At 71.4% G+C, this 25,665-nt stretch carries 26 protein-coding genes; 9 read left to right on the top strand and 17 right to left on the bottom strand.

Translation table 11 applies throughout. The annotated features are described in order from the left end of the window. The first annotated feature begins 35 nt into the window (after positions 1–35). Positions 36–233: a hypothetical protein gene (locus ACZ4XD_RS04410; protein ID WP_468038075.1), complete on the top strand. Its 198-nt coding sequence runs from the start codon at positions 36–38 to the stop codon at positions 231–233. A 164-nt stretch (positions 234–397) separates the two neighbouring features. Here ACZ4XD_RS04410 and ACZ4XD_RS04405 read toward each other — a convergent pair whose 3' ends face one another. From ACZ4XD_RS04405 to ACZ4XD_RS04375, 7 genes are all read right to left on the bottom strand, one after another. Beyond that, positions 398–1,114, bottom strand: coding sequence for a transglycosylase SLT domain-containing protein (locus tag ACZ4XD_RS04405; protein ID WP_468038073.1), 717 nt, complete (start codon positions 1,112–1,114; stop codon positions 398–400). Between the two features lie 479 nt (positions 1,115–1,593). Further along, positions 1,594–2,442, bottom strand: coding sequence for an SRPBCC family protein (locus ACZ4XD_RS04400; protein WP_468038071.1), 849 nt, complete (start codon positions 2,440–2,442; stop codon positions 1,594–1,596). Further along, the gene (locus tag ACZ4XD_RS04395) at positions 2,439–2,756 is read right to left on the bottom strand and encodes an ArsR/SmtB family transcription factor (protein WP_042158115.1); all 318 of its coding nucleotides are present in this window, start codon (positions 2,754–2,756) and stop codon (positions 2,439–2,441) included. The genes ACZ4XD_RS04400 and ACZ4XD_RS04395 overlap by 4 nt, the downstream gene beginning before the upstream one ends. A 58-nt stretch (positions 2,757–2,814) precedes the next feature. Further along, positions 2,815–3,714 (bottom strand): alpha/beta fold hydrolase, encoded by a 900-nt coding sequence (locus ACZ4XD_RS04390; RefSeq protein ID WP_468038069.1) that lies wholly within the window; start codon positions 3,712–3,714, stop codon positions 2,815–2,817. A 122-nt stretch (positions 3,715–3,836) separates the two neighbouring features. After that, a complete protein-coding gene (locus tag ACZ4XD_RS04385) occupies positions 3,837–5,075 on the bottom strand; it encodes a beta-ketoacyl-[acyl-carrier-protein] synthase family protein (protein WP_468038067.1) in 1,239 nt (412 codons plus the stop codon). Then, positions 5,072–5,305, bottom strand: a complete 234-nt coding sequence (locus ACZ4XD_RS04380) for an acyl carrier protein (RefSeq protein ID WP_042158118.1) — start codon at positions 5,303–5,305, stop codon at positions 5,072–5,074. The genes ACZ4XD_RS04385 and ACZ4XD_RS04380 overlap by 4 nt, the downstream gene beginning before the upstream one ends. 270 nt (positions 5,306–5,575) lie before the next feature. Next, the gene (locus ACZ4XD_RS04375; RefSeq protein WP_468038065.1) at positions 5,576–6,037 is read right to left on the bottom strand and encodes a MarR family winged helix-turn-helix transcriptional regulator; all 462 of its coding nucleotides are present in this window, start codon (positions 6,035–6,037) and stop codon (positions 5,576–5,578) included. A 128-nt stretch (positions 6,038–6,165) separates the two neighbouring features. On the opposite strand from ACZ4XD_RS04375, the gene ACZ4XD_RS04370 reads away from it, so the two are divergent. Next, on the top strand, positions 6,166–6,576 hold the full coding sequence (locus ACZ4XD_RS04370; RefSeq protein WP_388186863.1) for an organic hydroperoxide resistance protein: 411 nt from the start codon (positions 6,166–6,168) through the stop codon (positions 6,574–6,576). 65 nt (positions 6,577–6,641) lie between these two features. Here the strand turns inward: ACZ4XD_RS04370 and ACZ4XD_RS04365 are convergent, their stop codons facing one another. Genes ACZ4XD_RS04365 through ACZ4XD_RS04350 form a run of 4 tightly spaced genes read right to left on the bottom strand, consistent with a single transcriptional unit; the run spans position 6,642 to position 11,152 of the window. Next, the gene (locus ACZ4XD_RS04365) at positions 6,642–8,033 is read right to left on the bottom strand and encodes a GH1 family beta-glucosidase (protein ID WP_468038063.1); all 1,392 of its coding nucleotides are present in this window, start codon (positions 8,031–8,033) and stop codon (positions 6,642–6,644) included. Further along, a complete protein-coding gene (locus tag ACZ4XD_RS04360; protein WP_468038061.1) occupies positions 8,030–8,923 on the bottom strand; it encodes a carbohydrate ABC transporter permease in 894 nt (297 codons plus the stop codon). Before ACZ4XD_RS04360 ends, ACZ4XD_RS04365 begins: the two co-directional genes overlap by 4 nt. Beyond that, the gene (locus tag ACZ4XD_RS04355; protein ID WP_468038059.1) at positions 8,916–9,839 is read right to left on the bottom strand and encodes a carbohydrate ABC transporter permease; all 924 of its coding nucleotides are present in this window, start codon (positions 9,837–9,839) and stop codon (positions 8,916–8,918) included. The genes ACZ4XD_RS04360 and ACZ4XD_RS04355 overlap by 8 nt, the downstream gene beginning before the upstream one ends. Beyond that, entirely contained in the window at positions 9,836–11,152 is a 1,317-nt protein-coding gene (locus ACZ4XD_RS04350) for an ABC transporter substrate-binding protein (RefSeq protein WP_468038057.1), read from the bottom strand. The genes ACZ4XD_RS04355 and ACZ4XD_RS04350 overlap by 4 nt, the downstream gene beginning before the upstream one ends. Before the next feature lie 153 nt (positions 11,153–11,305). Between ACZ4XD_RS04350 and ACZ4XD_RS04345 the strand changes: the two genes are divergently transcribed. Next, the gene (locus tag ACZ4XD_RS04345; RefSeq protein WP_468038055.1) at positions 11,306–12,634 is read left to right on the top strand and encodes an ROK family transcriptional regulator; all 1,329 of its coding nucleotides are present in this window, start codon (positions 11,306–11,308) and stop codon (positions 12,632–12,634) included. 139 nt (positions 12,635–12,773) lie between these two features. Here the strand turns inward: ACZ4XD_RS04345 and ACZ4XD_RS04340 are convergent, their stop codons facing one another. Together ACZ4XD_RS04340 and ACZ4XD_RS04335 are read right to left on the bottom strand one after the other, a co-directional pair. Further along, positions 12,774–14,471 (bottom strand): amidohydrolase, encoded by a 1,698-nt coding sequence (locus ACZ4XD_RS04340; protein WP_468038053.1) that lies wholly within the window; start codon positions 14,469–14,471, stop codon positions 12,774–12,776. Between the two features lie 83 nt (positions 14,472–14,554). Next, positions 14,555–16,081, bottom strand: a complete 1,527-nt coding sequence (locus ACZ4XD_RS04335) for an APC family permease (RefSeq protein ID WP_468038051.1) — start codon at positions 16,079–16,081, stop codon at positions 14,555–14,557. Between the two features lie 291 nt (positions 16,082–16,372). On the opposite strand from ACZ4XD_RS04335, the gene ACZ4XD_RS04330 reads away from it, so the two are divergent. From ACZ4XD_RS04330 to ACZ4XD_RS04315, 4 genes are all read left to right on the top strand, one after another. Further along, positions 16,373–17,077, top strand: a complete 705-nt coding sequence (locus tag ACZ4XD_RS04330; RefSeq protein WP_468038049.1) for a TetR family transcriptional regulator — start codon at positions 16,373–16,375, stop codon at positions 17,075–17,077. 102 nt (positions 17,078–17,179) lie between these two features. Beyond that, the gene (locus ACZ4XD_RS04325; protein ID WP_468038047.1) at positions 17,180–18,412 is read left to right on the top strand and encodes a PP2C family protein-serine/threonine phosphatase; all 1,233 of its coding nucleotides are present in this window, start codon (positions 17,180–17,182) and stop codon (positions 18,410–18,412) included. Between the two features lie 378 nt (positions 18,413–18,790). Continuing rightward, positions 18,791–19,042, top strand: coding sequence for a DUF6400 family protein (locus ACZ4XD_RS04320; RefSeq protein WP_042158132.1), 252 nt, complete (start codon positions 18,791–18,793; stop codon positions 19,040–19,042). A 2-nt stretch (positions 19,043–19,044) separates the two neighbouring features. Continuing rightward, positions 19,045–19,275 carry a hypothetical protein gene (locus ACZ4XD_RS04315; protein ID WP_386682650.1) on the top strand — a complete coding sequence of 77 codons (231 nt, stop codon included), beginning with the start codon at positions 19,045–19,047 and terminating at the stop codon, positions 19,273–19,275. Between the two features lie 132 nt (positions 19,276–19,407). Here the strand turns inward: ACZ4XD_RS04315 and ACZ4XD_RS04310 are convergent, their stop codons facing one another. Then, positions 19,408–20,295, bottom strand: a complete 888-nt coding sequence (locus ACZ4XD_RS04310) for a S41 family peptidase (RefSeq protein ID WP_468038045.1) — start codon at positions 20,293–20,295, stop codon at positions 19,408–19,410. 142 nt (positions 20,296–20,437) lie between these two features. On the opposite strand from ACZ4XD_RS04310, the gene ACZ4XD_RS04305 reads away from it, so the two are divergent. Continuing rightward, a complete protein-coding gene (locus ACZ4XD_RS04305; RefSeq protein WP_468038043.1) occupies positions 20,438–21,310 on the top strand; it encodes an SCO6745 family protein in 873 nt (290 codons plus the stop codon). Between the two features lie 35 nt (positions 21,311–21,345). Here ACZ4XD_RS04305 and ACZ4XD_RS04300 read toward each other — a convergent pair whose 3' ends face one another. Next, entirely contained in the window at positions 21,346–22,212 is an 867-nt protein-coding gene (locus ACZ4XD_RS04300) for an SCO4651 family lipoprotein (RefSeq protein ID WP_468038041.1), read from the bottom strand. Positions 22,213–22,449: 237 nt separating this feature from the next. Between ACZ4XD_RS04300 and ACZ4XD_RS04295 the strand changes: the two genes are divergently transcribed. Further along, the gene (locus ACZ4XD_RS04295) at positions 22,450–23,304 is read left to right on the top strand and encodes a hypothetical protein (protein WP_468038039.1); all 855 of its coding nucleotides are present in this window, start codon (positions 22,450–22,452) and stop codon (positions 23,302–23,304) included. Between the two features lie 587 nt (positions 23,305–23,891). Here the strand turns inward: ACZ4XD_RS04295 and ACZ4XD_RS04290 are convergent. Both ACZ4XD_RS04290 and ACZ4XD_RS04285 read right to left on the bottom strand, forming a co-directional pair. Further along, positions 23,892–24,764 carry an undecaprenyl-diphosphate phosphatase gene (locus ACZ4XD_RS04290; RefSeq protein WP_468038038.1) on the bottom strand — a complete coding sequence of 291 codons (873 nt, stop codon included), beginning with the start codon at positions 24,762–24,764 and terminating at the stop codon, positions 23,892–23,894. 195 nt (positions 24,765–24,959) lie between these two features. Then, a complete protein-coding gene (locus tag ACZ4XD_RS04285; protein ID WP_468038036.1) occupies positions 24,960–25,661 on the bottom strand; it encodes a TVP38/TMEM64 family protein in 702 nt (233 codons plus the stop codon). Positions 25,662–25,665 lie beyond the last annotated feature (4 nt).

The following is a 25,665-nucleotide window of genomic DNA, read 5'->3' as shown; positions in this document are numbered from 1 at the left end:
CGCACACAGTCACCACTCACCGTAGGGACATTCATATGCTCCGTCGTATTTCCGTCGTGCTCACCGGCCTTCTCGTCACCGGCTTCCTCGCGACCGGTGCGGCCGCCGCGGCGCCGGTCGATGGCCGCCACCAGGACCGCCTCACGGCCAAGGAACGGCAGGGACTCCGGATCGCCGCCGAGGTTCTCGACACGCTCTTCGGCGAGGGCCTGCACCGGCACGACCGCTACTGACCGGCGGCGCCGGGCGTCAGAGCCCGGCGCCGGACGGCACATGGCAACGGCAGTGGCCCCACCCGCGGGATGCGGGCAGGGCCACTGCCGTTGCTGTGTTCGGGGCCGCGCGTGGCGCCCGGATCAGTCTGCTCCGACCGTCCTGACGGTCGCCTCTCCCCGGCTCAGTAGGCCGAGTCGACGTTGTCGATCGAGCCGTACCGGTCGGCGGCGTAGTTGGCCGCTGCGGTGATGTTGGCGATCGGGTCGGTGAGCTTATGGGGGGTGCCGGCGACGTGGTAGGCGTCGAAGGTGGGCTGGATCACCTGGAGCAGGCCCTTGGAGGGCACGCCGTTGATGGCGTTGATGTCCCAGTCGTTGACGGCGTTGGGGTCACCGGCGGACTCCCGCATGATGTTGCGGTGCAGGCCCTCGTAGGAGCCGGGGATGCCCTTGGCCTTCATGATGTCCAGGGACTCACGGATCCAGCCGTCAAGGTTGTTCGCGTAGCGCTTCGGGGCGTCCTTGTGAACCTTCGGGGCGGCCTTGGGGGCGGCCTTCGGCGCGACCAGGGCCTTGCGCTCGATGGAGCGGTTGGCGGCCTGCTCGGCGGTGTGGCTCTGCTTCTCGGCCGGGGCCGCCTTGAGGCCGACGGCGACGGAGGAGGCGACCGCACGGGCCTGCTTGCCGTCGTCGGACCGGTCCTTCGCGGTGAGCGGCATGCCGTTGGCGCTGACCGGCTTGACCGCGGCCGGCGCGTCGGCGGCCGTGGTGGTCTCGGCGTTGCCGGGCGCCGCGGTGAACGCCAGGGCGGCGGCGCAGCCCGCGCCGGCCACGAGTGCGGCGGAGACCTTGTGCGTACGGGTGAGGCGGGCAGCGCGGGGCAGGGTGAAGTTGGGCATGCGGAGGTGACCTCTTCCAGGGCTTGGTGGCGGGGGAAACGGCCTTCGGTTGGCGCGTGAGGACCGAGGGTCATTGCCGCGTTACGCCGCTCCGGCTGAGATCGCGGGCTCGTTCTCGGTGCTAACGGGAAACATGGTTAGCGCGGGCCCGGGATGGTGGCAAAGATGCCTTGTACTACCTATCTTCGTGAGATTGGGCGGAATGTCCGTTGTAAATGCCGAACATCGCGGTAAGCGCGGGGTGGGCCGCGACTAGGAATGCTCGTACGTGACGTACGTCGCGTGCCACGCATCACGCGGCCCGGGCACGGCATTCCGTTTCGCGGCACCGCGGAGTTGCCTGGCTCACACCTCGCGGGGGCGATTTCCGCGGCTGTTGCCGACGGCTCGGCAATGCCGAGGAGCGGCACCGTGCGCGACGCCCCCTATGGAGTCCATAGGGGGCGTGAGTATGCGGCGGTAAACGGGGAGGCGGGAATTCAGTCCGCCATCAGCTGCGCGGCGAGCTGCTCGATCCGTTCGTGCCAGGCGTCCAGCGCGGCCTCGGTATCGAAGTTCTGCGGGCCGGTCTGGGTGAGGATGAGCCGCGGGCCGTGGCCGGTGCCCCGGCCCAGCTCCCAGCGGACCGTGCCCTCCGGGTGCCAGCGGTACGCGAGCACCGCCGGGGCCGCGACCTCGGTGACGGGCCCGGCCGGCGCCTGCCGATTGGTGAAGCCCGCCGGCGCGGGCGCCCCGGCGGCGGGCTCGTCCCCCGAGGTCAGCGCGGCCCAGACGGTCTCGGTCGACCGTACGAGCTGACGCTCGAAACGGACCCGCGGCCCGTCCGCGGTGTCCTCGACCACCCCGCGCCCGAGGTCGAACTGCTCCAGATACGCCTCGTGCAGCTCACCCCTGTCCCGCTCGACATGCGGCGAGTCGCCGTCGAGCAGCTGTGACAGCGCGGTGAGGCACAGATGCCAGCCGGAGGCGAAGCTGGCGCCGCCGAACCGGTCGCCGAACGTGTGCACCAGGACCAGCAGTGAGCCGTCGCCATCCGGGGTGATCTCCCAGCGCAGATGGTCCTCGCCCCAGGTGAAGGCGAACAGCCGGGGCTCCTCGGCGTCGGTGACCGTGCCGGTCATGGCGATATCGCTCACCCCGGGCATGGCGAAGGTCATCGCGCCGCCGGGGCGGAGCTCCACGGTGACCTCGGAGGGGAACCACTGTCCGAGGTGCGCCGGGTCGGTGATCGCCGACCAGACCTTCGCGGGCGGATGGGCGAGTCTGCGCTCCATACGCAGTCGGTTGCGGCCGTCGCCGCTGGTGAGGGTGTCGGAGTGCGGGTTCATCGGGGGTCGTCCTCCATGGCGTCGAGGTGCCGTTCCAGGGCATCCAGGCGGCCGGTCCACAGATGCCGGTAGTGGGCGAGCCAGGCGTCCAGCTCCGCCAGGGGCTCGGGCCGGAGCTCGTACCAGCGGCGCTGAGCGTCCTGCCGGACCTGGACGAGCCCGGCCTCGCGCAGCACCCGGAGGTGCTTGGAGGTGCCGGGCTGGCTCAGCCCGAGCTGCTGCGTGAGCTCACCGACCAGTCGCGGGCGCTCCAGCAGCAGGTCGAGGATCTTGCGCCGGCTCGGCTCCGCGAGTACGTCGAACGGTAGGGGCATGCAGCCAGCATGCCACTCGGGTTATATAGCCGCAAGGGAATGATGTGGACCCGGGGGCTCACACGCAGGCCGGATCGGCCGGCGACGGCTCCTCGCGCACCACCGGCGCCAGGCAGGGCGCCGAGCTCAGCGGGCCGTCGGTGAAGAACCGGGCCGCCAAGTCCGCGACCTCCTGCGGGCGTTCGAGCACCACCCAGTGATCGGCATCGGGAATCGTCAGAAAGCGGCTGTCCGAGATGGTGGCCGCGAAGTCCCGCTGGCGGGCCGGGGAGGTCACCGTGTCGTGCTCGCCGCTGAAGACGAGGGTGGGGACGTCGGTGAGCCCGCCGGAGAAGTCCGGACGGTCCAGGATCCCGCGGCGCAGCGAGTCGAGCGCATGCCGGGAGTTCCGGGCCGCATGCAGCATCGAGCGCCGGACATAGCGATAGGCCAGCTTCCGGCGGGCGACGTGCCGACGGTCGTCGAGGCACATCAGGCCCTGGGCGACCAGGGTGGCGAAGGCCTCGTTGTCGCCCTCCGCGAGGTGGTCGGAAGCCCGCCGCCACAGCTCGACCTGGGCGTCGCTGATGTGGGCCGGCACCCCGCCGAGGGCGAGCCGTGCGATGCGCCCGGGAAACCGCCGGGCACACCCGTAGGCCAGACCTGCCCCGTACGAGAACCCGAAGAGGTTGATCCGCGGGACCTCCAGATCGTCGATGATCCGCTCGATCGCCGCGCACACGACATCGATGCTCGGCCCCGGGGGGAGCGGGTCAGCGCTGCCCATGCCCGGCAGATCGGCGGTGACCACGTCCGCGACCGGCCCCACGTGATCCTCCATCTGCGGCCAGCCGTACATCCCCTGGAGGGCGCCGCCCAGCACCAGAACGGGCTCGGTGATCCGCTCCGGCTGGCACAGCCGCCGGTAGGAGTAGGACACCCCGCGCACCGACAATGAACGGATCATTTCCTCGGACATGGCAGATTCCTTCTCGGGGCACCGGCGGGAGGGGCGCGCCGGCAAGGGCGCGCGGTGGCGGACAGGCCCTAGGGGGTGTCTCCGCGATCTCCGTGGGCCTGCGGACATCGAAGAGACCCCCGCTAGCGGGTCAGTACGAGCGCGGCATTGTGCCCGCCGAAGCCGAGCGACGTCTTGACCGCGCAGTCGAACGCCGCCTGCCGGGCCTCCTTGCGGACGATGTCGATGGGGATCCGCGGATCCGGTACCTCGAGGTTGGCGGTCGGCGGCACCAGCTGCTGTTCCAGGGCGAGCACGGTGAGCGCGGTCTCGATCCCGCCGGCGGCGCCCAGCGCGTGCCCGGTCATCGCCTTGGTCGAGGTGACCAGCGGATGATCGCCGAGGACCCGCCGCAGCACGGTGGCCTCGACGCGGTCGTTGACGACCGTCGAGGTGCCGTGCGCGTTGACATGGCCGACGTCCCGGCCCTGCACCTGCGCGTCCGCCAGCGCGCTGCGCAGCGCCCGCTCGATGCCGTTGCCCTCGGGGTCCGGGGCGACCGCCGCATAGGCATCGCTCGACGCGCCGTAGCCGCGGATGCGGGCACGGACGGGGGCCCGGCGGGCGCTCGCGTGCTCGGGCCGTTCCAGTACGAGGAGCCCGGCGCCCTCGCCGACCACGAAGCCGTCCCGGCCCGCGTCGAAGGGGCGGCAGGCGGTGGCCGGGTCGTCCCGGCGGGTGGAGACCGCCTTCATCTGGCAGGCGCTGGCGATCAGCAGCCGGGACAGCACCGACTCCGCGCCGCCGGCGATGGCGATATCGCAGACCCCGGCGCGCAGCAGCTGGTGTGCGGTGCCCACGGCGACCGTGCCGGAGGAGCAGGCCGTCGCCACGCCCATGCTGGGACCCTGCGCGCCGAGGTCCATACAGACGCTGCTCGCGGCACTGTTGACGACGGTCAGCGGGGCGAGCTTGGGGGAGACCCGGCGGGCGCCGCGCCCGGCCATCGCGACATGCTGCTGGTCGTAGAAGGGCAGCCCGCCGTGCGCGGAGCCGATGACCACCGCGACCCGGCTGCTGTCCCAGGACTCCGGGTCCAGCCCGGCATCGGCGACGGCCTCCCGGGCGGCGATCACCGCGAGCTGCGAGAAGCGGTCCATCAGCCGCTGAGTGGCCACGCCGAGCAGCTCGGTCGGGTCCAGATCCGCGATGGTGTACATGAAGTCGCAGGGCAGATCGGCGAGTTCTTCCTGGTGGCTCACGCCGCCGGGCACGGTTTCCTGGGTGACGGTGTGCCAGGTGGCCTTCGCCCCCACGCCCGCCGCGGTCACCAGTCCCAGTCCTGTCACGGCCGCGGAGAACGGCTCCTGGCGGGCCGTCATGCCGGCACGTTGCCGTCGACGGCCGTCACCAGCTGGCCCACGGTGTTCCGCGGGGTCAGCGACACCTCGTCGAGGTCGATGTCCAGTCGCTCCTCGATGAGGACGCGGAGCTCCTCCAGGGCCAGGGAGTCCAGGCGCAGGCTGCGCAGCGGAGTCTCATCGGTGATGTCGGCGGGGGAAACCCCGAATCGTTGGACCAGCAAGGTGTTGACAACTTCTGCCGCGTTCACGTGGCGCTCCTCCGCTTGTCGTAGGCGATGCTGCCAACCGCGTCGTGGGCGGGATATCACCGGCGGCTCCGGCTGGTTTGACCACCCTTTATACGCCTTTGTCCCGATGACTCCCCAACCTTGGTAGCTCAATGGGGTGATGAGCGACCGGGGTGGACAACGTGTCCGCACCTCGCCTTGCGGACACCGCGGAAAGCACCTACGTACGTAACGCCGCGGGCCACCGAGAGGTACGGGGCGAAGGCCGGCGGACTCGGGGAGCGTCCGGGGTCAGGCCTCGTCGAGGGCGCTCGTCACCCGGCCCAACAGGCTCTGGAGCGTGCGCAGTTCCTCGATCGTGAGGCCGGTCGCGGCCAGCATCCTGCGGGGGACCGGCAGGGCCTGTTCGCGCAGCTCGTCGCCGGACGGGGTGAGGTGGATGGTGACCGACCGCTCGTCCTCGGTGCTCCGTTCGCGGCGGACCAGACCGGCCGACTCCAGGCGCTTGAGCAGCGGGGAGAGGGTTCCGGAGTCCAGCCGGAGCTGTTCGCCGATGGTTTTGACCGGCTGGGGGCCGTGCTCCCACAGGACCAGCATGACCAGGTACTGGGGGTAGGTCAGGCCCAGACCCTTGAGGGCGTCCCGGTAGACGCCGCCGAAGGCGCGCGAGGCGGCGTGCAGGGAGAAGCAGACCTGGTGGTCGAGGCGGAGCAGTTCGGCGTCGGGTACCGGGGGCCTGGTCGCAGGGGTCATGGCCCCAGGTTAGCCCGCCGAGTCATTTAGTTGTGCACAACTGAGTTGCGTGCAATTTAGATGTGTGCGACGGTGTGGGACATCGGGCGGCCGGGGAACGGCCGCCGCGCTACCGAAGGGGAACCGTGATGGACGCGCTGTACACCGCTGTCGCCACCGCCAATGGCCGTGAGGGCCGGGCCGTCAGCTCCGACGGCCGGATCGACCTGGCCCTGGCCATGCCTCCCGAGCTCGGCGGCAACGGCGCCGGCACCAATCCGGAGCAGCTCTTCGCCGCCGGATACGCGGCCTGCTTCGCCAGCGCGATGGCCAATGTCGGCCGGCAGATGAAGATCGACACCAAGGACGTCTCGGTCACCGCCGAGGTCTCCATCGGCAAGGACGACACCGGTTTCGGCCTGGGCGTCGTCATGCGGGTGGAGCTGCCGGAGACCCTCGCGGGCGAGACCGGCCGGCAACTGGTCGAGGCGACGCACCAGTACTGCCCGTACTCCAAGGCCACCCGCGGCAACATCGAGGTCGAGCTGGTCATCGAGTAGCGGCGCGCCGCCCGGCGGACGGACCCGGCCGGGGTGCGGGGGCCGGTCCGCCGGGCGGGGACGGCTCAGGAGATGTGCGGGGCGCCGCGGCGCGCATGGCCGCGGATCAGCCCGGCGTAGTGCCGGCCGCTGTCCTTGAGGGTGCGGACCTGGGTCTCCCGGTCGACATGGAACAGGCCGAAGCGCTGGTCGTAGCCGTAAGCCCATTCGAAGTTGTCCATCAGTGACCAGGCGAAATACCCGGCGAGCGGGGCACCCTTGCGGGCCGCGCGGGCGCAGGACGCCACATGCCGGTGCAGATAGTCCGTGCGCTCGGGGTCGGCGACGGTGCCGTCGGGGCGGAGCACGTCCGGGTAGGCGGAGCCGTTCTCGGTGACATACAGCGTGCGTGCCCCGTATTTGTGCGTCAGCCGCAGCAGCAGGGTCTCGATGCCGGCCGCGTCGATCTCCCAGTCCATGCCCGTACGGGGGACCTGTGGCCGGCGCATCGGGCGGGCGAACGGGGGTGGGCCGTCCGGATCGGCGGTGACCACGGCCGGGAAGTAGTAGTTCAGCCCCAGCCAGTCCAGTGGCCGGGCGATGGTCTCCGCGTCACCGGCGCGCTCCGGCAGCGGCACGCCGTACAGCTCGCGCATGTCCGCCGGGAAGCCGCGGCCGTGCACCGGATCGAGCCACCAGCGGTTGGTGTGCCCGTCCATCCGCCGGGCCGCCGCGGCATCGGCCTCGGACCCGGTGGCGGGCTCGACGGTGCTGAGGTTGTTGACGAGGCCGACCCGGGCGTCCGGCGCCGCTGACCGGATCGCCTGGACGGCCAGACCGTGCCCGAGCAGCAGGTGGTACGAGGCGCGGACCGCCGCGGTGAGATCCGTGTGGCCGGGCGCCATCCGGCCTTCGAGATGGCCGATCCAGGCCGAGCACAGCGGCTCATTGAGCGTGGCCCAGTGGGAGACGCGGTCGCCGAGCTTCCCGGCGACCACGGCGGCGTACGCCGCGAAGTGCTCGGCGGTCTCCCGCACGGGCCAGCCGCCCCGGTCCTGGAGGGCCTGCGGCAGATCCCAGTGGTAGAGGGTGACGAAGGGGGCGATGCCCGCTTCGAGGAGCCCGTCGACCAGCCGGTCGTAGAAGGCCAGGCCCGCGGCGTTGACCGGGCCGTCCCCGGCCGGCCGGATCCGCGGCCAGGCGATCGAGAACCGGTAGGCGCCGACGCCCAGTTGACGCATCAGGCCGATGTCCGCGCGCCAGCGGTGGTAGTGGTCGCAGGCCCGGTCACCGGTGTCGCCGTTGTCGGTCATTCCCGGGGTGTGGGCGTAGGTGTCCCAGATGGACGGGCCGCGGCCGTCCTCGGCGACCGCTCCCTCGATCTGGTACGCCGATGTGGCCACGCCCCAGGCGAAGTCGTCCGGCAGGGCGGCGAAGTCGATCCGGTCGCTCACGGAGGTCCTTTCGGCAAGGGTCATTTGACGGCTCCGGCGGTGAGCCCGGCCACCAGATAGCGCTGGAGCAGCAGGAATCCGGCGACCACCGGGACGCTGACGACCAGGGAGGCGGCCATCACCTGGTTCCAGTAGACGTCGTTCTGCGTGGCGTAGCCCTGGAGGCCGACCGAGAGCGTGCGGGTGGTGTCGTTGGTCATGACGGACGCGAAGAGCACCTCGCCCCAGGCGGTCATGAAGGCGTACACGGCGACCGCGATGATCCCCGGCAGCGCGGCCGGCACCACGACGCGGAAGAGCGCACCGAGCGGACCGCAGCCGTCCACATACGCGGCCTCGTCCAGCTCGCGCGGCACCGAGGCGAAGTAGCCGGTCAGCATCCAGAGGGAGAAGGGCAGGGAGAACGTCAGATAGGTCAGCACCAGCCCGCCGCGGGAGCCGTAGAGGGCGACACCGGTGGTGTTGCCGATGTTGACGTAGAGCAGGAAGAGCGGGAGCAGGAAGAGGATGCCCGGGAACATCTGCGTGGACAGGACCGTGACGGTGAAGATCCGCTTGCCGCGGAAGTGATAGCGGCTCACCGCGTAGGCCGCGAAGACCGCGACGAGCACCGAGCAGACGGTCGCCGAGCCCGCCACGATCAGCGAGTTGAGGAAGTACCGGGCCAGCGGCACGGTGTGCCAGATGTCGAGGTACGGACGGAAGGTCAGCTCGCTCGGCAGCCAGCGGAAGGCGCCCGAGACGTCCTCCAGGGGCTTGAGCGAGCTGCTGAGCATCACGTACACGGGGAGCAGTACGAAGCCGGTCAGCGCGGTGAGGAAGATCCGCCGGGTCCAGAGGAAGCTGCGGGGCGGAGCGGTGGGGGAGCGCCTGCGGCCGCCGGGGCGGGGCGCGCGGGCAGTGGGGCTACGCATCGGCGGCTCTCCTTCCGCGCGAGGTGGCCAGGAGGTAACCGGCCGTCACCACCAGCAGGAAGAGCAGCAGCAGGACGGACATGGCCGAGCCGGTACCGAAGTTCCAGGTGACGAAGGAGGACTGGTAGATGTGGATGGACAGCAGGTCAGCGGCCTCCGGGGCGGCCTTGCCGAACAGCACATAGGGCGTGTTGAAGTCGTTGAAGCTCCAGAGGAAGAGCACCAGCAGCAGCACCTGGTTGATGGGCCGTAAGGACGGCAGGGTGATCCGCCGGATCTGCCGGACGAGGCCCGCGCCGTCGAGCGCCGCCGCCTCGTAGAGGTCCTTCGGGATGCTCTGGAGCGCGGCCATCACCACGAGGAACGCGAACGGCCAGGTCTTCCAGACGGAGACCACGAGCAGCGCGGTGAAGCTGTTGTCACCGAGCAGCCAGAAAGGCCGGTCGCCGGTCAGCCCCAGTTGATCGTGCAGTACGTGATTGACCAGGCCGTTGTCCCGCTGGAAGAGGAAGGCCCAGGTGATGACCGCGGCGTAGACCGGCAGGGCGTACGGCGTGAGGAAGAGGGCCCGCAGCAGGCCGCGGCCGCGGAAGTTCTCCTGGAGGAAGATCGCGGCCGCGGTGCCGAGGAGCCAGCACAGGCCCACCGTCAGCACGCTGAACGCGCAGGTGACGACGAACGAGTGCAGCAGCGTGGCACCGGCCGGGGCATCGAAGTCCACGGTGACGCGGTAGTTGCCCAGCGCCTTCCAGGGGGCGTCGCCCCAGTGGGCGATGTGGAGCTGGGTCAGTTCCTTGAAGCTCATCACGATGCCGATGACCATCGGGACGAGGTGGACCAGCAGCTCCAGAAGCAGCGCGGGAAGCAGCAGGAGAGAGGGCAGGCCGAGGCGGCGCAGCCGGGCGCGGCCCCTCATTGCGCCATCTGCTGCTGGGCCTTGGCCAGCCGCGCCTTGACCGAGGCGGTGGTCACCGGGTGGCCGGCGGCCGCGTCGGCGAACAGGTCCTTGACGGCGGTGCCGACGGACGTCTCGAACTGGGACTCCTCGGCGATCTGGGGCAGCGGCGCGGCGCTCCTGGTGAGCGTTTCGCGCAGCACCTTGGTGTCCTTGCGGTCGAAGGCCGGATCCCGCTGGGCGGCCCTGACGGGCGGGATGGAGCCGTAGGTCTTGTTGAGCAGCCGCTGTTCGGTGTCGCTCGTCATGAACTGCACGAATTTCCGCGCGCCCCGGAGATTGCGGGTGTTCTTGAAGACGGCGATATTGATGCCCGCGAGCATGGAGTTGATCTGCCGGCCGGTGCCGGGCGTGCCGGACGGGACGGGGACCGGCGCGACGCCCCAGTCGCCGGGCTTCATTCCGTCGGCGCTGAAGGTGGTGGCCGCGGCCTGCCAGAGCACCATCGCGGTCCGGCCGGTGGCGAAGTCCCGGAGCGACTGGTTCTGTCCGTACTCCGCGTTGCCCGGGGCGATGATCTTGTCCTTGGCCATGAAGTCGATGTACTGCTTGACCGCCGCGACCGCGCCGTCCGAGGTGAAGGCGGGCTTGCCGGCGGCGTCGAAGAAGTCCGCGCCGTGCTGCTTGCCGAGGGTGAACGCCTGGTGGACGTTGTTGGTCAGCTGACCGCCCTCGGCACCCAGGCCCCACTTGCCGTCCCTGGCGATCCGCTTGCCGTCCGCGACCAACTCGTCCCAGGTGGCCGGGGGTTCGCTGATCCCGGCCTCCTGGAACATCCGCTTGTTGTAGTAGAGCGCGTAGGCCAGTGAGTAGAGCGGTACCGCGGCCGGGTCCTTGCCCGCCGCTCCCGTCGCGTCCAGCGCCGGCGCCAGGAACCGGTCGCGTCCGCCGATCGCCGCGAAGTTCTTCCGGTCCCAGGAGAGCAGCGCACCGGTCGCCTGGAGCGAAGCGGACCAGGTGTTGCCGATGTTGAGCACATCGGGGCCCTGGCCCGAAGTGGTGGCGGCCAGGATCCGGTTGAGCAGCTCGGGCCAGGGGATGACCTCCAGCTTGACCTTGATCCCGGTCCGCTGCTCGAACTTCTTCAGCTCGGGGCCGAGGATCTTCTTGTCCGCCTCGACGTTCGGCCCCTGGTTGGACGCCCAATACGTCAGCGACCGGGGGGAGTCGGCACTGCCACCGCCGCCGAAGTCCGACCCACCGCCACAGCCGGCCGCCACGGCGGCGAGTGCGGTCACGGTGGCGGTGACGGTCGCGGCTCGGAGTACGCGCATGACGGATACGCCTCTCTCTGAGGAGTCCGAAGGCCGGCCATGTTCCGTTCCTGAACAGCCTCATGGCTTAACTTAGGGTGTGAGTTAAAGCCCGGAGGAAGGGCGCGTCAAGAGAGCGAAAACCGGCAGCCGGCCGGCCGGGAGGGGAACCAGATGGCCGAACGCACCCAACGGACCGTGCGTGACCTGCGCAGGGCCAATCGCACCGCGGTGCTGCAACGGCTGTATGCCGACGGTCCGATGAGCCGGCAGGAACTCGGCCCCGCGACGGGTCTCAGTTCTGGCTCCGTCAGCAATGTGGTCGCCGAACTCACCGCGGACGGACTGCTGGAGGAGGCCGGCGTGGTCGGCTCCGACGGCGGCCGCCCGCGCACCCTGCTACGTGTCGCCCCGGGGAGCGGCTCTCTGATCGGGGTGGACGTGGGCGAGACCCGGGTCAGGGTCGAGCTCTTCGACCTCGCCATGGGCGAACTGGCCCGCGCGGACCTCCCGCTGCGGCACCACGGCTACGACGTGGACCTGGTCGTCCGCCATGTCGCCGACGGCATCGCGACCGTGCTACGGGACAGCGGGGCGCCGCCCGGCCGGCTGCTCGGTGTCGGCGTCGGCGTCCCCGGCATCCTCGACCGCAGCCGGCCCGGCGGCGCGGTCGTGCACGGCCAGACCATCGGATGGGACGCCGTCCCGCTGGAGGAGCTGCTGCACCGCAGTGTCGAACTCCCGCCCGGAGTGGGCTTCTTCCTCAGCAACGGCGCCAAGGCCCTCGGCCAGGCCGAGATGTGGTTCGGCGGCGGCCGCGGCGCCCGGAACGCGGCCATCGTGCTCTTCGGCTCCGGCGTCGGCGCCTGCCTCGTCACCGACGGCGTCATCGACGGCGGGGCACGCGACAGCGCCGGGGAGTGGGGACATCTGACGGTCAGCGTCCGCGGCCGGCGGTGTCGCTGCGGTGCCCGCGGCTGCCTGGAGGCGTACACCGGATCCGAGGCGCTGCTGGAGCGCTGGCAGGAGGCGGGCGGCCAGCCGCCCGCGGACGCCGACGAGGAGACGGCGCTCGCGGCCCTGGTCGCCGCCGCCCACCCACCGGAGGGCGGTCCGGCCGCTGACCCGGTCGCCCGCACCGTCCTGGACGAGACCGCGGAGTACCTCGGCGCGGGCATCTCCGGCCTGATCAACCTCTTCAGCCCCGAACGGGTCCTCATCGGCGGCTGGGCGGGCCTCCAGCTCGGCCCGCACCTCCTCCCCGCCGTCCGCGCCCATGCCACCGCCTACTCGCTGGCGCACCCCGCCGCCCGGGTCACCATCGACCTCGGCACGCTCGGCCCCGACGCCGTCACCGTCGGCGCGGCGACCCTGCCGCTGGCTTCCTTCTTCGCCAACGGGGGCCGGCCGCGCGCCGCCCCGGCCCCCGGACCGGGGGAGCGGGTGACGGTGCCGGGGTGGCGGACCGCACTGGAGGCGCGGGCACGGGCGGGGCGGGGCTGACGGGCGCGCGCGGGGCATGCCTGACGGGGTGTGGCGGTGCGGCGCGCTGACCCGTCCCCGAGCCCGCGGGACGGGAGGCCGGGCCGTCGGACGCCGTCCGGCCGGACGCTCCGACGGGTGAGCCCGCTACCCCGCGCCCTCAGGCGTCATCGGCCGCGTACACCCGCTCTCCCCCGACGAAGGTCTGCAGCACCCGGGTCGCGGCGATCTCCTCGTCGGCGCCGTCGAACGGGTCGCGGTCGAGCACCACCAGGTCGGCGAGCTTCCCCGGCTGGATGGTGCCGGTCTCGTCGAGGTGGTTGGCGTAGGCGCTGCCGGCCGTGTACGCGGCGAGCGCCGCACCCAGGTCGATGCGCTGCTCGGGCAGGAAGGCCGGCGCCGACGGCGGGTCCTCCGGCGCCCGGCGGTTGACCGCGACATGCAGTGCGGCGATCGGGTCGGGGGAGCTGACCGGCCAGTCGCTGCCCGCCGCCAGGGTGGCGCCGGAGCGCAGCAGATCACCGAACGGGTACTGCCAGGCGGCGCGCTCGGGCCCCAGGAAGGGAATGGTCAGCTCGTCCATCTGCGGCTCGTGGGCCGCCCACAGCGCCTGGATGTTCGCGGTCGCCCCGAGCCGGCGGAAGCGCGGGATGTCCTCGGGGTGCACGACCTGGAGGTGGGCCAGGTGCGGCCGGGTGTCGCGCAGCCCGTTCGTCCGCCGGGCCGCCTCGACGGCGTCCAGCGCCTCGCGTACGGCCCGGTCGCCCAGGGCGTGGAAGTGCACCTGGAAGCCTTCCGCGTCCAGCTCGGTGACGTAGCTCCGCAGCGCCTCGGGGTCGATGAAGGAGATGCCGCTGTTGTCGGAGGCACAGCCGCAGGCGGTGAGGTAGGGGGTGAGCATGGCGGCCGTGTGGTTCTCGGCGATGCCGTCCTGCATGATCTTGACGCTGGTCGCCCGCAGTCGCCCGGCCGTCAACTCCGCCCGTCGCGCGATGAGTTCGGGGATCTGCTCCGCCCCACGGGCCCGGTCCCACCACAGCGCCCCGGTCACCCGCGCGGTCAGCTTCCCGTCGCGCCGGGCGGCCACATACGCGGGGGTGACGTCGGGCATCCCCGGGGCGTAGCCCAGCATCGCGTCCTGCCAGGCGGTCACTCCGTACCCGTGGAGGAGTCGCTGGGCCCGGAGCAGCCCCTCGGTCTGCTCGGCGACCGTGGGTTCCGGGATCAGGCCGGCCACCAGCTGCATGGCGCCTTCCTGGAGCATGCCGGTCGGCCGGCCGTCGGCGTCCCGCTCGATCCGCCCGTCGGCCGGGTCCGGCGTACGGTCGGTGAGCCCGGCCCGCTCCAGGGCACAGGAGTTGGCCCAGCCGCCGTGGTGGTCGCGGTTGACCAGGAACACCGGGCGGTCGGGGACCAGCGCGTCCAGGAACTCGCGGGTCGGTGTGCCGCCGGGGAACGCCTCCATGGACCAGCCGCCGCCGGTGATCCAGGCCGCCTCCGGATGCGCCGTCGCGTACGCGCTGATCAGTTCGCGGTACGCCTCGGCCGTCACCGCCGCGCTCAGATCGCACAGCGCCAACTCCCGCCCGCCGCCGACCGGATGGACATGCGCGTCCTGGAAGCCGGGGATCAGCAGCTTGCCGTGCAGATCGACGATCTCCGTGGCGGGCCCGATCAGCGGGCGGACCTCCTCCTCGTGCCCGACGGCGAGGATGCGGTCGCCGCGCACGGCCACCGCGCTCGCCCGCGTACGCGCGGAGTCGACGGTGTGCACGGGACCGGAGAGGAAGACGAGGTCCGCGGGGCCGCCGTCGGCGGAGCCGGGGGTGCGGGCGTCCGGGGTGGTGCTGAGGTCCATGGGGTGGCTGCTCCAGTGGTGTGGGGAGTGTGGTGGAGGGAGAAGGGGCTCGGTGGCTCGGTTACAGGGGTTGTTTCGGGTGATCAGCCCTCCACGGGGTTCGGGAGCGGGCCGCCGTCCCCGTCCATCGGCAGGGCGATCGCATCGGCGTCCGTTCCCTGGCCGGTGCGGAAGTACGGGGCGCGGCGTACCCACTTGGCCCAGGCGGCGGTCGCCAGGCCGGCCAGGATGAACAGGGCGGGGAGCAGCAGCATGAACCAGCCGTTGTCCGGGCTCAGCTCGAAGTGGTCGCTCATGGTGGCGTAGTCCCAGACGAGATACCCGCCGAGACCGAACAGTGCCAGCGCACTCGCCGCCGGAACGACCACGTCCCGGAGCGCGCGCACGGCTCCGGCGCGCAGGCTGTCCCGGAAGCGCACCGCGCAGGCGAGCGCGGTGAGTCCGTAGTAGAGGGCCACGGTCAGACCGATCGAGTTGACGGCCGTGAGGATCATGTCGTTGAGCTTGGGGATGCCGACCGCGAGCACGGCGAGCAGCGCCGCGATGGCCATGATCAGCAGGGTGCCCACGGCGGGGGAGCCGTAGCGCGGGTGCACGCGCTGCCACACCGGGCCCAGCGTCCGGTCGCGGGCCATGGCCAGCGCGCCACGGGCGGTGGGGATGACGCTCGACTGGAGCGAGGCGAAGGCGGAGCACATCAGGGCGGCCAGGGGCAGCGAGGCCCAGGGTTCCGGGGCCAGGGCGCCGCCGAGGAAGGTGAGCGCCTGCGGTCCGTTGTGCAGGAGTTCCCCGGTGCTCATCACCCGCTGGAACGCGAGCGCGCCGACGAGGAACAGACCCATCATCACCACCAGCGCGATCAGTCCGCCGCGGGCCGCGTCGGTGGAGTTGCGGGTCTCCTCATTGACGCTGAACGCGGCGTCCCAGCCCCAGTAGAAGAACACCGCCAGCACCATCCCCTGGGCCACGGCTTGCAGTGAGCCGATTTCGAAGGGGTTGAGCCAGGACAGCGAGAACGGCTGGTCGCCGATGATCAGCGCATAGCCGCAGAAGACCAGCAGCACCGCGTACTCGAAGATCAGCAGCCCCATCTGGAGCCGGGTCGCGGCCCGCACGCCCGTGATGGCGGTGACGGTGACGACGACCAGTGCGGCCAGGCCCACGGCGGTGCTGATACCGGTCGAGGCCGGATCCAGCCGGAGCCCCCACACGCTGTACAGGCCCAGTTTGTTGAGGAACTGGAGGACGACGGAGCCGGTCACCGCCCCCGTGTACGCCATGAAGATCACGTTGCCGACCAACACCACCCAGCCGGTCAGGAATCCGGGCCAGGGGCCGATCGACCGGCCCACCCAGGTGTAGCCGCTGCCGCAGTTCGGCTCGCTGCGGTTGAGCCGGGCGTACGAGAGCGCGATGCCGAGGATGGGCACGAAGGCCAGCAGCAACAGGGCGGGCGTCTGCCGGCCGGCGTACGCGGCCAGGGTGCCCATACCGATGCCGATGCTGGTGGTCGCTGCGGTGCTCGACGCGGCGATCGCCACCCCGTCCTTCACACCCAGTGAGCGGCGCATGCTCGGTGGGCCGGGGTCCTGCTGCACTGCGGAAGGCATGGCACTCACTCCTTGGACGGGCGGGCCGGGCCGGTCTCGGCCGGACCTGGGGGGAACGGGGAGGTGCGGGGGGGTGGCGGAGCAGGGCGGCGCGGGCCGGGCCCGGGATCGGGGCCAGGCCGCGTCGTACGGAAGGGGGTGGTGCGGGATGCGGCACCGCGGTGGTCCGTGTATGTCCGCCGATGAAACAGGCCGTTGATTCTTGTGTCAACGGTGTTGACGTAACCTGGTGATTAACTGGCTCCGAGAACGGCCCGGGGGCCGGGGCGAAGCGAGGCGGAGGGGTACGGCGTGGCGGAGAGCGAGCGCGTCCCGGTCGAGCGCAAGCGGCGCCGGCCGACCAGTTCAGGCGTGGTCCTGTCGGCCGACCTCATCATCGACGCGGCATGTGAACTCATCGATGCCCAGGGGGCGCAGGCCTTCACCGTGCGCAAACTCGGCGCGGCGCTGGGCGCCGACCCCTCCGCGGTCTACCGCTACTTCCGCAACACCGAGGACCTGCTGCTGGCGCTGGCCGACCGGCTCATCGGCGAGTCCATGGCCGACTTCGCACCCGGCGGCGACTGGGCCGCCGATCTGCGCGACCTCGCACTGCGGGCCTACCGTTCCGCGCTGCGGCACCCGCAGATCGCGGTGTTCAGCACCGTGCGGGTCACCGGCCGGCCCCATGAGCAGCGCGCCGTCGACACGGGCGTCGGTCTGCTGCTCCAGGCCGGCTTCGACGACGCCACCGCCGTCCGGCACTACCACGCCCTCGTGGACACCGCCCTCGGTCACGCGGCCGTGGACGCCGGTGTCCTGCGGCTGGCCCCCGCCCAGCGCGCGGCGGACGAACAGGCCTGGCAGGACGCGTACGGCAATCTGCCCGCGGACGAGTACCCCAGCCTGCACCGCGTACGGGAGCAGCTGCCGCTCATGGGGGGCTCGGCCGTCGAGCCGGCGCTCGATCTGCTCATCGCGGCCATGCGGCAGGAGGCGGCGGAGCGCTCGCGATAACGGGATGATCCGGGCATTCCGCCCGCCCCGGTGCCACCATGAGGCATGCCCTTTCCATGGCCGAGGCAGCTCCGGGGGCGACGGGAACTGAGTCGCGTCCTGGTGCTGATCCCGGTCGGGATCATCGTGGCGGTCTGCACCATCGACGTCCTCGCGCCGCCGGACATCCACCTGGGGCCCCTGCTCGTCGCGGCTCCCGCGATCACCGCGGCCTTCGCCGGGCCACGGCTGACGGCGGCGATCGGTGTGCTGGCGGTGGCCGCCCAGGTGTTCATCGGCATCGCGCGCCATGTGCTGTTCACCGAGAACCTGGAGGCCCAGATCGCCGCGCTGGTGGTGGTCTCCGCGCTGGTCGTGCTCTTCACCGTCGTCCGGGACCGTAACGAGCGACGGCTCACCCGGAGCCGCTCGGTGGCCGGGGTCGCCCAGCAGGTCCTGCTCCGGCCGCTCCCCGCGCGCAGCGGCTTCCTGGAGATCGCGTCCCTGTATCTGGCAGCCGAGGAGGAGGCGGAGATGGGCGGTGATCTGTTCGCGGCCGCCCGCACCACCAGCAGCACCCGACTGATCATCGGCGATGTCCGGGGCAAGGGGCTGCCCGCCTACAGCCATGCCGCCCTGATCCTCGGCGCCTTCCGCGCGGCCGCCCACCGCGAGGCCACCCTGCCCAGACTGGCCATCCACCTCGACGGCGCCGTCCGCTGGGACAGCAGCCAGTGGCGCCACGCACCGGGGGGCGAAGGCATGGCGGACGCGACGGCCGACCCTGCCTCGGACGTCGGCCCCGCCTCTGACGCCGGCCCCGCCCCGGACGCCGGCCCCGTCTCCGCCGCCACGGAGGCCGCACCCGGCCCCCTCATCGACACCGACGAGACCTTCGCGACCGTGATCCTGCTGGACATCCCCGACCACCGGCCCGTCGTGGACGCCATCACCTGCGGCCACCCGCCCCCGCTGCTGCTGGCCGACGGGCGGGTGCGCACCCTGGCGGCGGACCGGCCCGCGCTGCCGATCGGGCTCAGTGCTCTGCCCGGCGCCCCCGACTACGAGGTCGAGAGCTTCCCCTTCGAGCCCGGAGAGCTGCTGCTGCTCTACACGGACGGGGTGAGCGAGGCCCGCGACGACAGGGGCACGTTCTACCCGCTGGCCGAGCGCGCCAGGGCCTGGAGCGGCTTCGGCCCGCAGCAGGTGCTGCGGGCCCTGCGCACCGACCTGCTGGCACATACGAACGGCCGGCTGGGCGATGACGCCGCCGCGGTCGCGGTACGACGCCTGCCCGCCCGGCCGTCGGACGGTGGAGTTTCAGGCGCCCGCAAGGGATCACGGGACAGCCCTTAGCGCCGCTCGCCGCCCAGGCAGTCACCACAGTTGTCGGGGCATGGATACCTCCTGGGAGAGGGGTGGAGGCCCGAGCACGGCCCGGCCGGGGGCGCGTCAACAGGGCCGCTGACCCCCGCGCCCCGACGGGCAGCCTATTTGATGCGGATGAATTTCCTCACGCCATGAATTCCCGAACGTATCGGGCATATCGTGATGAATATTCCGCCAGCTATTCCGAATTACCCCTCTCTATGCCCCTTCACCTCATCACGCTCTGTCACCACACCTCCCCTCCGTCGCCCCCCTCCCCAGGCCCGCCCCCTCTGACGCTTCCTCAGTGCCGCCCCGCTTGATAGACACGTCCGAATCATCCGCAAGTGGCATGGGACGCGCACCATGAACGACCGCAACACCTCGGAACCCCGGATACCGGAACACCGGACATTCGAGTTCGACCTCACCGCGCACGAAACCCAGCGGCGGACCGAGGTCCTCGCGGCGCTGGGCGACACCTGGGACCCGATCGCGGTGATGGAGGGCGAGGCGGACGCGTACCGGCTCCTCTACTCCGGCCTGGACGCGGAGCAGCAGGCCACCTACGACGCGCTGGTCGCCGCCGGGGTGCTGCCGGCCTCCGGTCAGGGCTGAGCATGCTGCCGCTCGACCCCACCGCCGATATCGGCCGCCGGGCCTGGGTCCCCTGCCCCGGCTGCCAGGATCACCGGGACTGCGGAACCTGCCTCGACGGCCGCACCTGCGCCGACCACTGGCGCTACCTCCTGTCGAACAAGGGCAGTGTGCTGCATCTCCAGTGCCCCAACTGCACCCACCTGTGGGCCTGGCAGTCGGGCTTCGGAGCCGGCGGCCGTACGGACGGCTGACGGTCGACGGCTGAGGCGCGACGATCGGCCGACGACCGACGACCGACGACCGACGACCGACGACCGACGACCGACGACCGACGACCGACAGCCGAGGCGCCGCCCGCCTCCCCTCCCGTCGCTCCGCCCCTGTTACGCCAGGCGTCGTATCGCCTCCTGATAGGCCGTTTCGAGCGCCTTGTCGGCCGCCACGGCACGATCCGGCCGCACCCCGACGCCCTCCCAGTTGGTGCCCGTGACGGCATTGATCGTCCGGGCCGTCGGGACCGTGACGGTGATGTGCGCGGTCACCGGATGCCGCTCGGTGGGGTGCGCCCCGCCCCTGGTCGTCTCACCGACCAGCTCGGCACGGCCGAGCGCCTGCAAGGTGTACGCCACGTCCTCGCCGCCCGAGAACGTGGTCGCGCTGGTGAGGACGTACACCGGCCGGCCGAGATAGCGCGGCGCGGGCAGCTGCGACAGGGTCCAGAACTGCCGCGTGGAGTCGGTGGGGCGGTGGTAGAAGTCGTTGAGGTGCACCTGATCGTCCGGGAAGAAGTAGCTGCACCACATCGCGCCCCCCGCGGGCGAGCCGCCCCGGCACTCCCGCAGATCGAGAATCAGGGCGCGGGGGTGGGCAACCAGTTCCATGGCGGCGCCGATCGCCCGGGCCCCTTCGCCCGCGTCGGCGATCCACCGGATATCCAGGCAGCCGATATTGCCGTCGAGCTGCTCGACCCTCCGGATGCCCTGGTTCTGCTCCTGCAGCAGTGCGAGGAAGGCGCGACCCGCGGCAGCGTCCTCGGGCTCGGTGGACTGCGGCTCGTCCTGCCACAGCAGCCTGAGGTGTCGGTCCGGGCAGACTTCCTGAAGATGCGCGGTCACCGCCTCGCAGAGCGCGGCCCCGCCCAGCGCGTCGTACGCACCGGTAGCCAGCCGGGCACGGATCGCCCGGTCGACCTCCTCGGCGCGCTGCGGAGAGACATAGCCCGCGACGATCCGGCCGAGGGCACGGTCAATGATCTGCACGTTGTCGGTCATCGTTAGCGCCTTGCTTTGTGCCTTGTCGGTCATGGACGGTGCCTTTCGATGCGGGTCGGGTCCGCCGACGGGGCCGGCGGACCGGGCGGTCTTCGCCCTCCGTGTGCTGCGGCCGGCGTCCGGCGGCGGTAGCGTGCGCTGCATGGAGCTGCAAGCACGATCGCTTTGGCTGTTGACCGAGCCGCTGCACGCCGTGTGCTACTTCGACGAGGGATGCCGCGGCCTGGGCAAAGACCTCGGTCTCAAGGGTTTCTGGATGGGGTATTTCGCCTCGCGCACCGCGCCGTTGGGAGCCGTCGAACCCGCGGCGGCCACGGCCATCCTCGGGGGCTTCGCCCCGGGAATGGTCGCCCGTGCGCTGCCGGCGGCCTGGAGCATCGTCAGCCCGGCACATGTCCTCGACGAACGCGGCAGCCGCGCGGCGGACGCCCTGCGCCGGATCGACCCCGAACTGGACGACGCGGCAGCCGAGCTGCTGCCTCCGCTCCAAGCGGTCGTGGACGAGGCACCGGCCACCGCGCGGCCACTGTTCGCCGCCAACCGCGCGCTGTGCGACCACGCCGACCCCGTCGAGCGCCTGTGGCAACTGGCGACGACGGTCCGGGAGTTCAGGGGCGACGCCCACCACACCGTGCTCGCCGACGAGGGCCTGGACGGATGCGAGGCCCTGGTCCTGGCCGCCGCTTCCGGACGCGTTCCCAGGGACACCATGCGGGAGGACCGCGGCTGGACAGAGGAGGAGTGGTCCGCCGCGGCGGACCGGCTGCGTTCCCGTGGCCTCGTGGATGCACACGGCGACGCGACCGACCACGGCCGCCGGGAGCGCGAGCGCATCGAGGAGGCCACCGACCGGCTGGCCGGCCGACTGCTGCGCGCACTGCCCGAGGCGGAGACCGAGGGCCTGCTGCACGGCTTGGAACCCGTGGTCCGACGCATCCTGGCCGCTGATGTCCTCCCCTTCCCCAACCCGATCGGCCTGCCCCACCTCGACGAGCCGGTACGCCGCGACACCTGAGGTGTGCCCGCGAAGTCCCGCCCGGTCCGCGACGCCTAACCCAGCCGCCGCCTCGCCTCCTTGAGCTTCTGTTCCGGATCCACCGTGTCGGACGCGGGCGGCGCCTGGACCGTGACCGGCTTGTTGACGTCGAGGAACCATATGGACACGTCCAGCGGCCCCTGGGTCGCCCGCGCCCGCTGACGGAACTTCACCGTGCGGTCGCCGGGACCGACCCAGAGGTCGAGCTTCAGCTCGCTCACCCCGAGCTCCTTGTACTGCTCGATGACCTTCCTGCGGCGCTCGCCGGCCGACGGACGCTTGCCGGCCGGCTGCTTCGCCGCCTCCGCCACCTCGACCACCCCGGCGTAATGCGCCGTCCGCACCCCGTCGACGAGCTCCTCGCCGACCTTCCGGACGTCATCGGACCCGGGGAGCAACGCCGCCTGCGCCGCCGGGTCCTGGTCGGCCTGCCGCTGCATGCCCCCGAAGCCGCCGGCCCCCTGGTCCGTCAGGGCGAGCTTGAGCCAGTGCTTGCCGCCCAGCACGGCAGCCGCTTGCCCGCCCCCGCCGACATACACCGCATCTCCCAGGAGCCGCACCGAGAACTCGCCCTCCCGCACGCCCCCGGTCGCCGACATCCGCATCTCGGCGACCCGCGGGCGGAGGCTGAACGACGCCTTGCCCTTGACGGACCCCTGCCCGGGGACCTGGCCGGAGACGCGATACGAAAGGGAGTTGAGCCCCGCGCCCTTGCTGACGGCCCGCTGGACCGCGGCAACCGTGGTGGCGTCGGGACGCCGCGACGCGCCGGAGCGGTCCCCGGCCGCGCCGTCGGCCGTGCACGCCGCCGTGCCGCCCAGCACGGCGCCGGTGAGCAGCGCCCCGACGACGCGGGACGCGCTGCGGGAGCGATAAGCCATGGTCCCCCCATGAACACCTGGAAATGCGAAGATGCGACTGATCGGGACAATAACTCACGGCACTGACAATCCGCGTTGCGTATTTTCGCGGGCCTGTGGCCAGGGCATATGACCCCGGACGGGGTACGGAGCGATGCGGAGTCGCGCACCCGGGACGATTTTCATCTGGTGGTTCGATGGGTGCTTTGGGGTGCTTTGCTGAGCCAGATCGGGACACCTGCGCCGAAGAGGCGTTGAATGAGTATGGATCCTAGAGAGTTGTGGGACCGCAACGCCGTGCTGGCAGAAGCGTTTTGCCTGGGGGACGAGCGTGTGCGTGAGGCGCAGGCCAGGCTTGACGAGGCCCAGGCCGACCGGTCGCGGGTTCTGGCGGCATTCGCGGTGACGGTGGGGAGTACCGGCGCGGTGGCCGGGCTGTTCGGTTTGAACGAGCGGGAAGTGCGCATCGCCCGGCGCACGGTGGGCAAGGAGGACGCCCGCGCCGTCGCCGACGAACTACTGGCGGCCGCTACGCCCGCCGCACCCCCGCCCGAGGAGGCCACCCCGGCTCCGGAGCCCGCGGCCGAATATTCCCACCAGAACCCGTCCGCCGGAGCGCGCCCGGCCGGTGCCACCCGCGAGGCCACCGGCGGCGTAGGGGCCGCGGAGCAGACCTGGTCCCCGGCGATGGACGCGGTGCTCATCGGCAGTTGGCAGACCGGCGTGGATCTGCGCGAACTCGCCGCTGAATTCGGGCTCGACCTCACCCGCTTGGTCACCCGGGCCCAACAACTCTCCGCCCAGGGGCGGTTCTATCCCGGCCCGGTGGAAACCCATGGGGGACGCCACCGGCGCGGCCCCGGCGATGTTCATGAATCCGATTACTCCATCCCCGCCCAGCAGACCGCCTCCTGGAACGGCGCCCACTCGGCGCACCACATGGCGTCCGCGTGGCACACCGGCACGATGCCCTCCACGGACTCCGTCCCGGACATGGCCGCCCTGGCCTCCGACTGGGACAACGCACTCGCCCCGTGGGGCACCCTCGCGCCCTCACACGAGGAGACCGCGCCGGCCCATCAGCCCTGGGCCCAATATCACCTCAGTTCGTGACACCACCCCGGTTCCTGACGGAACCCGATTCGATGCCGATACGTACCCACCCTGCCTCGCAGACCGTCCCCGGCCGGCCCGGGACGACGCGTCCCCGCCCGGGATTCCCTGGCGCGGGCGAGGAACAGGACGACAAGAGAGCAGGCCACAGACCTGATGGGCGCGACGCGCGGGCAGGCGCGTCGGACCCAAGGGGGAGGACGGGAGGGGGAGGTGGCGCCGCGGGCCGGCGCCACTGGTGTTCGCCGGCCACGCGGCGGCGTTTCACCCCGTGAGCAGAGACGAGTAAGGCTCGCCCTCCGGCGTGAAGATGAGGACAAAGTCCTTGCCGGCTCCGACGGCCACCTCCCGCAGGCGGGAAGGATCGCCAGGAGCGCCGCACGCCCCTGTATGACGCCGACTCCGGGCTGTCATCCCACCTCCCAAGTAGGTGGCTCGGGTCGGCTTTTGCGTGCCCGGGAGTGGGAGATGGGAGACCAATGGGAGACGATCACGCAAACGCGTGCATCTAGCTGCGAAGTTCTGCGAGAACCTGCCAAGAAGTGGCGGTCAGAATGCGGTCTGGAATGGCGCTTCCGCCCCCGGCCCTAGCCCGCCATCTCTCCCGCATGGGGCGACAGCGTCCCCGCCGCGACCAGGGCGAAGAGGGCTATGCCCAGGAGGATGCGGTAGATGACGAAGGGCATGAAGGACTTGTTGGAGATGAACTTCATGAACCAGGCGATCACCGCGTAGCCGACGGCGAAGGCGATGATCGTGGCGAACACGGTGGGGCCCCAGGTGACATGGCCCTGGCCGGCGTCCTTGAGTTCGTAGACGCCGGAGGCCAGTACGGCGGGGATGGCGAGCAGGAAGGAGTAACGGGCCGCGGATTCACGGGTGTAGCCCATCAGCAGGCCGCCGCTGATCGTGGCGCCGGAGCGGGAGACGCCGGGGATGAGCGCCATGGCCTGGCAGACGCCGTACAGGAGACCGTCCTTGACGCTGAGGTCGGTGAGGGTCTTGCGCTGCTTGGCGGCGCGGTGGCGGCCGCCGGTCTCGTCGCGGGCGGCCAGCCGGTCGGCGATGCCGAGGACCACACCCATGACGATGAGGGTGGTGGCGATCAGCCGCAGATCGCGGAACGGGCCCTCGATGGCGTCCTTGAGCGTGATGCCCAGCACACCGATCGGGATGGAGCCGACGATCACCAGCCAGCCCATCTGGGCGTCATGATCGTGCCGCAGCTCCCGGTTGAAGAGGGAGCGGGACCAAGTCGAGATGATCCGCCCGATGTCCTTGCGGAAGTAGATGATGACGGCCGCCTCGGTGCCGATCTGCGTGATGGCGGTGAATGCCGCACCGGGGTCCTGCCAGCCGGCGAATGCCGCGGTCAAACGGAGATGCGCGCTGGAGGAGATGGGCAGAAACTCGGTCAGCCCTTGGACAAGTCCGAGGACGAAAGATTCAAACCAAGACATGGAAACTACGCTATCCAAGGGTGATCAAGCGCTGACCTGCGCGAGACGGGAGAAAGCGGACAGTGGCGGCGGATGCGGATCACCGCCGACCCGGGCAGCGTAACGTCCGAAGATGTCCGGCCGTCCAAAGGGTCCTGGACTGCCGTACCCGCCCCGCGGCGGCGGAGGTGACATGCGTCTCCTGCCCTGCCGTGTTCAGCGCCCGCGCAGTGCCTTCCGTTTGCGCCACGCCACCGCCAGCGCGCCCAGACCGCTGACGGCGATGAAGCCCAGGGCGAGGAGAAAGACCGGCGAGGTGGGCGTCGCGGCCCGGGCACCGGCGACGGTGTACGCCGCGGTGTTCGGGATGCTGCCGAGGGCCGTCGCGAGCAGGAAGGGGAACCAGCGCATCCGGGACACCGCGGCGCAGTAGTTCGTGGCGCAGAACGGCAGGCCGGGGAAGAGCCGGAGGGCCAGCATCGAGCGCAGGCCGTGCTCGCTCAACTGCCGGTCGGCAGCGGTCAGCCAGCGGGCGCGCAGCAACGGACGCAGGGCGTCCTGGCCGAGGAGCCGGCCGAGCCCGAAGGCCAGCCCGGCGCCCAGCACCGTCCCGGCGAGGGCGGCGGCCAGGCCGGCCTGGCCGCCGAAGAGGGCGCCCGCCGCGAGGTTGAGGACCGGGCGCGGCACGAAGGCGGTGGTGCAGCCGCCGTAGACCAGCGCGAAGAGCAGGAGAGCGGTCGGGCCGGACAGCCGGCCGGGCCAGCCACCCGTCAGGAGGTGCTGCGGCTGCCAGAGCAGCATGGTGGTGGCGGCGCAGGCCAGCAGGGCCAGCAGCAGCCCCAGCCGGGCCCAGGGGGAGAACAGCACACGCGTGCAGCGCGCGGCGAGGCCGTCGGGCGTTGCGGCGGGCGGGAACATCCCG

The sequence above is a fragment of the Streptomyces sp. NPDC029466 genome (genome assembly GCF_055574515.1).
The sequence above is the reverse complement of the archived record's forward strand: the minus strand, read 5'-3'. Positions and strand labels throughout refer to the sequence as shown.

Excerpts from the sequence above, each read along its gene's own strand:
- ACZ4XD_RS04285 (WP_468038036.1), bottom strand. The coding sequence starts at position 25,661 with ATGTTCCCGCCCGCCGCAACGCCCGACGGCCTCGCCGCGCGCTGCACG.
- ACZ4XD_RS04340 (WP_468038053.1), bottom strand. The coding sequence starts at position 14,471 with ATGGACCTCAGCACCACCCCGGACGCCCGCACCCCCGGCTCCGCCGAC.
- ACZ4XD_RS04305 (WP_468038043.1), top strand. The coding sequence starts at position 20,438 with ATGGAGCTGCAAGCACGATCGCTTTGGCTGTTGACCGAGCCGCTGCAC.
- ACZ4XD_RS04290 (WP_468038038.1), bottom strand. The coding sequence starts at position 24,764 with ATGTCTTGGTTTGAATCTTTCGTCCTCGGACTTGTCCAAGGGCTGACC.
- ACZ4XD_RS04365 (WP_468038063.1), bottom strand. The coding sequence starts at position 8,033 with ATGACCCTTGCCGAAAGGACCTCCGTGAGCGACCGGATCGACTTCGCC.
- ACZ4XD_RS04360 (WP_468038061.1), bottom strand. The coding sequence starts at position 8,923 with ATGCGTAGCCCCACTGCCCGCGCGCCCCGCCCCGGCGGCCGCAGGCGC.
- ACZ4XD_RS04335 (WP_468038051.1), bottom strand. The coding sequence starts at position 16,081 with ATGCCTTCCGCAGTGCAGCAGGACCCCGGCCCACCGAGCATGCGCCGC.
- ACZ4XD_RS04295 (WP_468038039.1), top strand. The coding sequence starts at position 22,450 with ATGAGTATGGATCCTAGAGAGTTGTGGGACCGCAACGCCGTGCTGGCA.
- ACZ4XD_RS04315 (WP_386682650.1), top strand. The coding sequence starts at position 19,045 with ATGCTGCCGCTCGACCCCACCGCCGATATCGGCCGCCGGGCCTGGGTC.
- ACZ4XD_RS04345 (WP_468038055.1), top strand. The coding sequence starts at position 11,306 with ATGGCCGAACGCACCCAACGGACCGTGCGTGACCTGCGCAGGGCCAAT.
- ACZ4XD_RS04400 (WP_468038071.1), bottom strand. The coding sequence starts at position 2,442 with ATGAACCCGCACTCCGACACCCTCACCAGCGGCGACGGCCGCAACCGA.
- ACZ4XD_RS04385 (WP_468038067.1), bottom strand. The coding sequence starts at position 5,075 with ATGACGGCCCGCCAGGAGCCGTTCTCCGCGGCCGTGACAGGACTGGGA.
- ACZ4XD_RS04350 (WP_468038057.1), bottom strand. The coding sequence starts at position 11,152 with ATGCGCGTACTCCGAGCCGCGACCGTCACCGCCACCGTGACCGCACTC.
- ACZ4XD_RS04300 (WP_468038041.1), bottom strand. The coding sequence starts at position 22,212 with ATGGCTTATCGCTCCCGCAGCGCGTCCCGCGTCGTCGGGGCGCTGCTC.
- ACZ4XD_RS04395 (WP_042158115.1), bottom strand. The coding sequence starts at position 2,756 with ATGCCCCTACCGTTCGACGTACTCGCGGAGCCGAGCCGGCGCAAGATC.
- ACZ4XD_RS04375 (WP_468038065.1), bottom strand. The coding sequence starts at position 6,037 with ATGACCCCTGCGACCAGGCCCCCGGTACCCGACGCCGAACTGCTCCGC.
- ACZ4XD_RS04320 (WP_042158132.1), top strand. The coding sequence starts at position 18,791 with ATGAACGACCGCAACACCTCGGAACCCCGGATACCGGAACACCGGACA.
- ACZ4XD_RS04370 (WP_388186863.1), top strand. The coding sequence starts at position 6,166 with ATGGACGCGCTGTACACCGCTGTCGCCACCGCCAATGGCCGTGAGGGC.
- ACZ4XD_RS04355 (WP_468038059.1), bottom strand. The coding sequence starts at position 9,839 with ATGAGGGGCCGCGCCCGGCTGCGCCGCCTCGGCCTGCCCTCTCTCCTG.
- ACZ4XD_RS04405 (WP_468038073.1), bottom strand. The coding sequence starts at position 1,114 with ATGCCCAACTTCACCCTGCCCCGCGCTGCCCGCCTCACCCGTACGCAC.
- ACZ4XD_RS04390 (WP_468038069.1), bottom strand. The coding sequence starts at position 3,714 with ATGTCCGAGGAAATGATCCGTTCATTGTCGGTGCGCGGGGTGTCCTAC.
- ACZ4XD_RS04410 (WP_468038075.1), top strand. The coding sequence starts at position 36 with ATGCTCCGTCGTATTTCCGTCGTGCTCACCGGCCTTCTCGTCACCGGC.
- ACZ4XD_RS04310 (WP_468038045.1), bottom strand. The coding sequence starts at position 20,295 with ATGACCGACAACGTGCAGATCATTGACCGTGCCCTCGGCCGGATCGTC.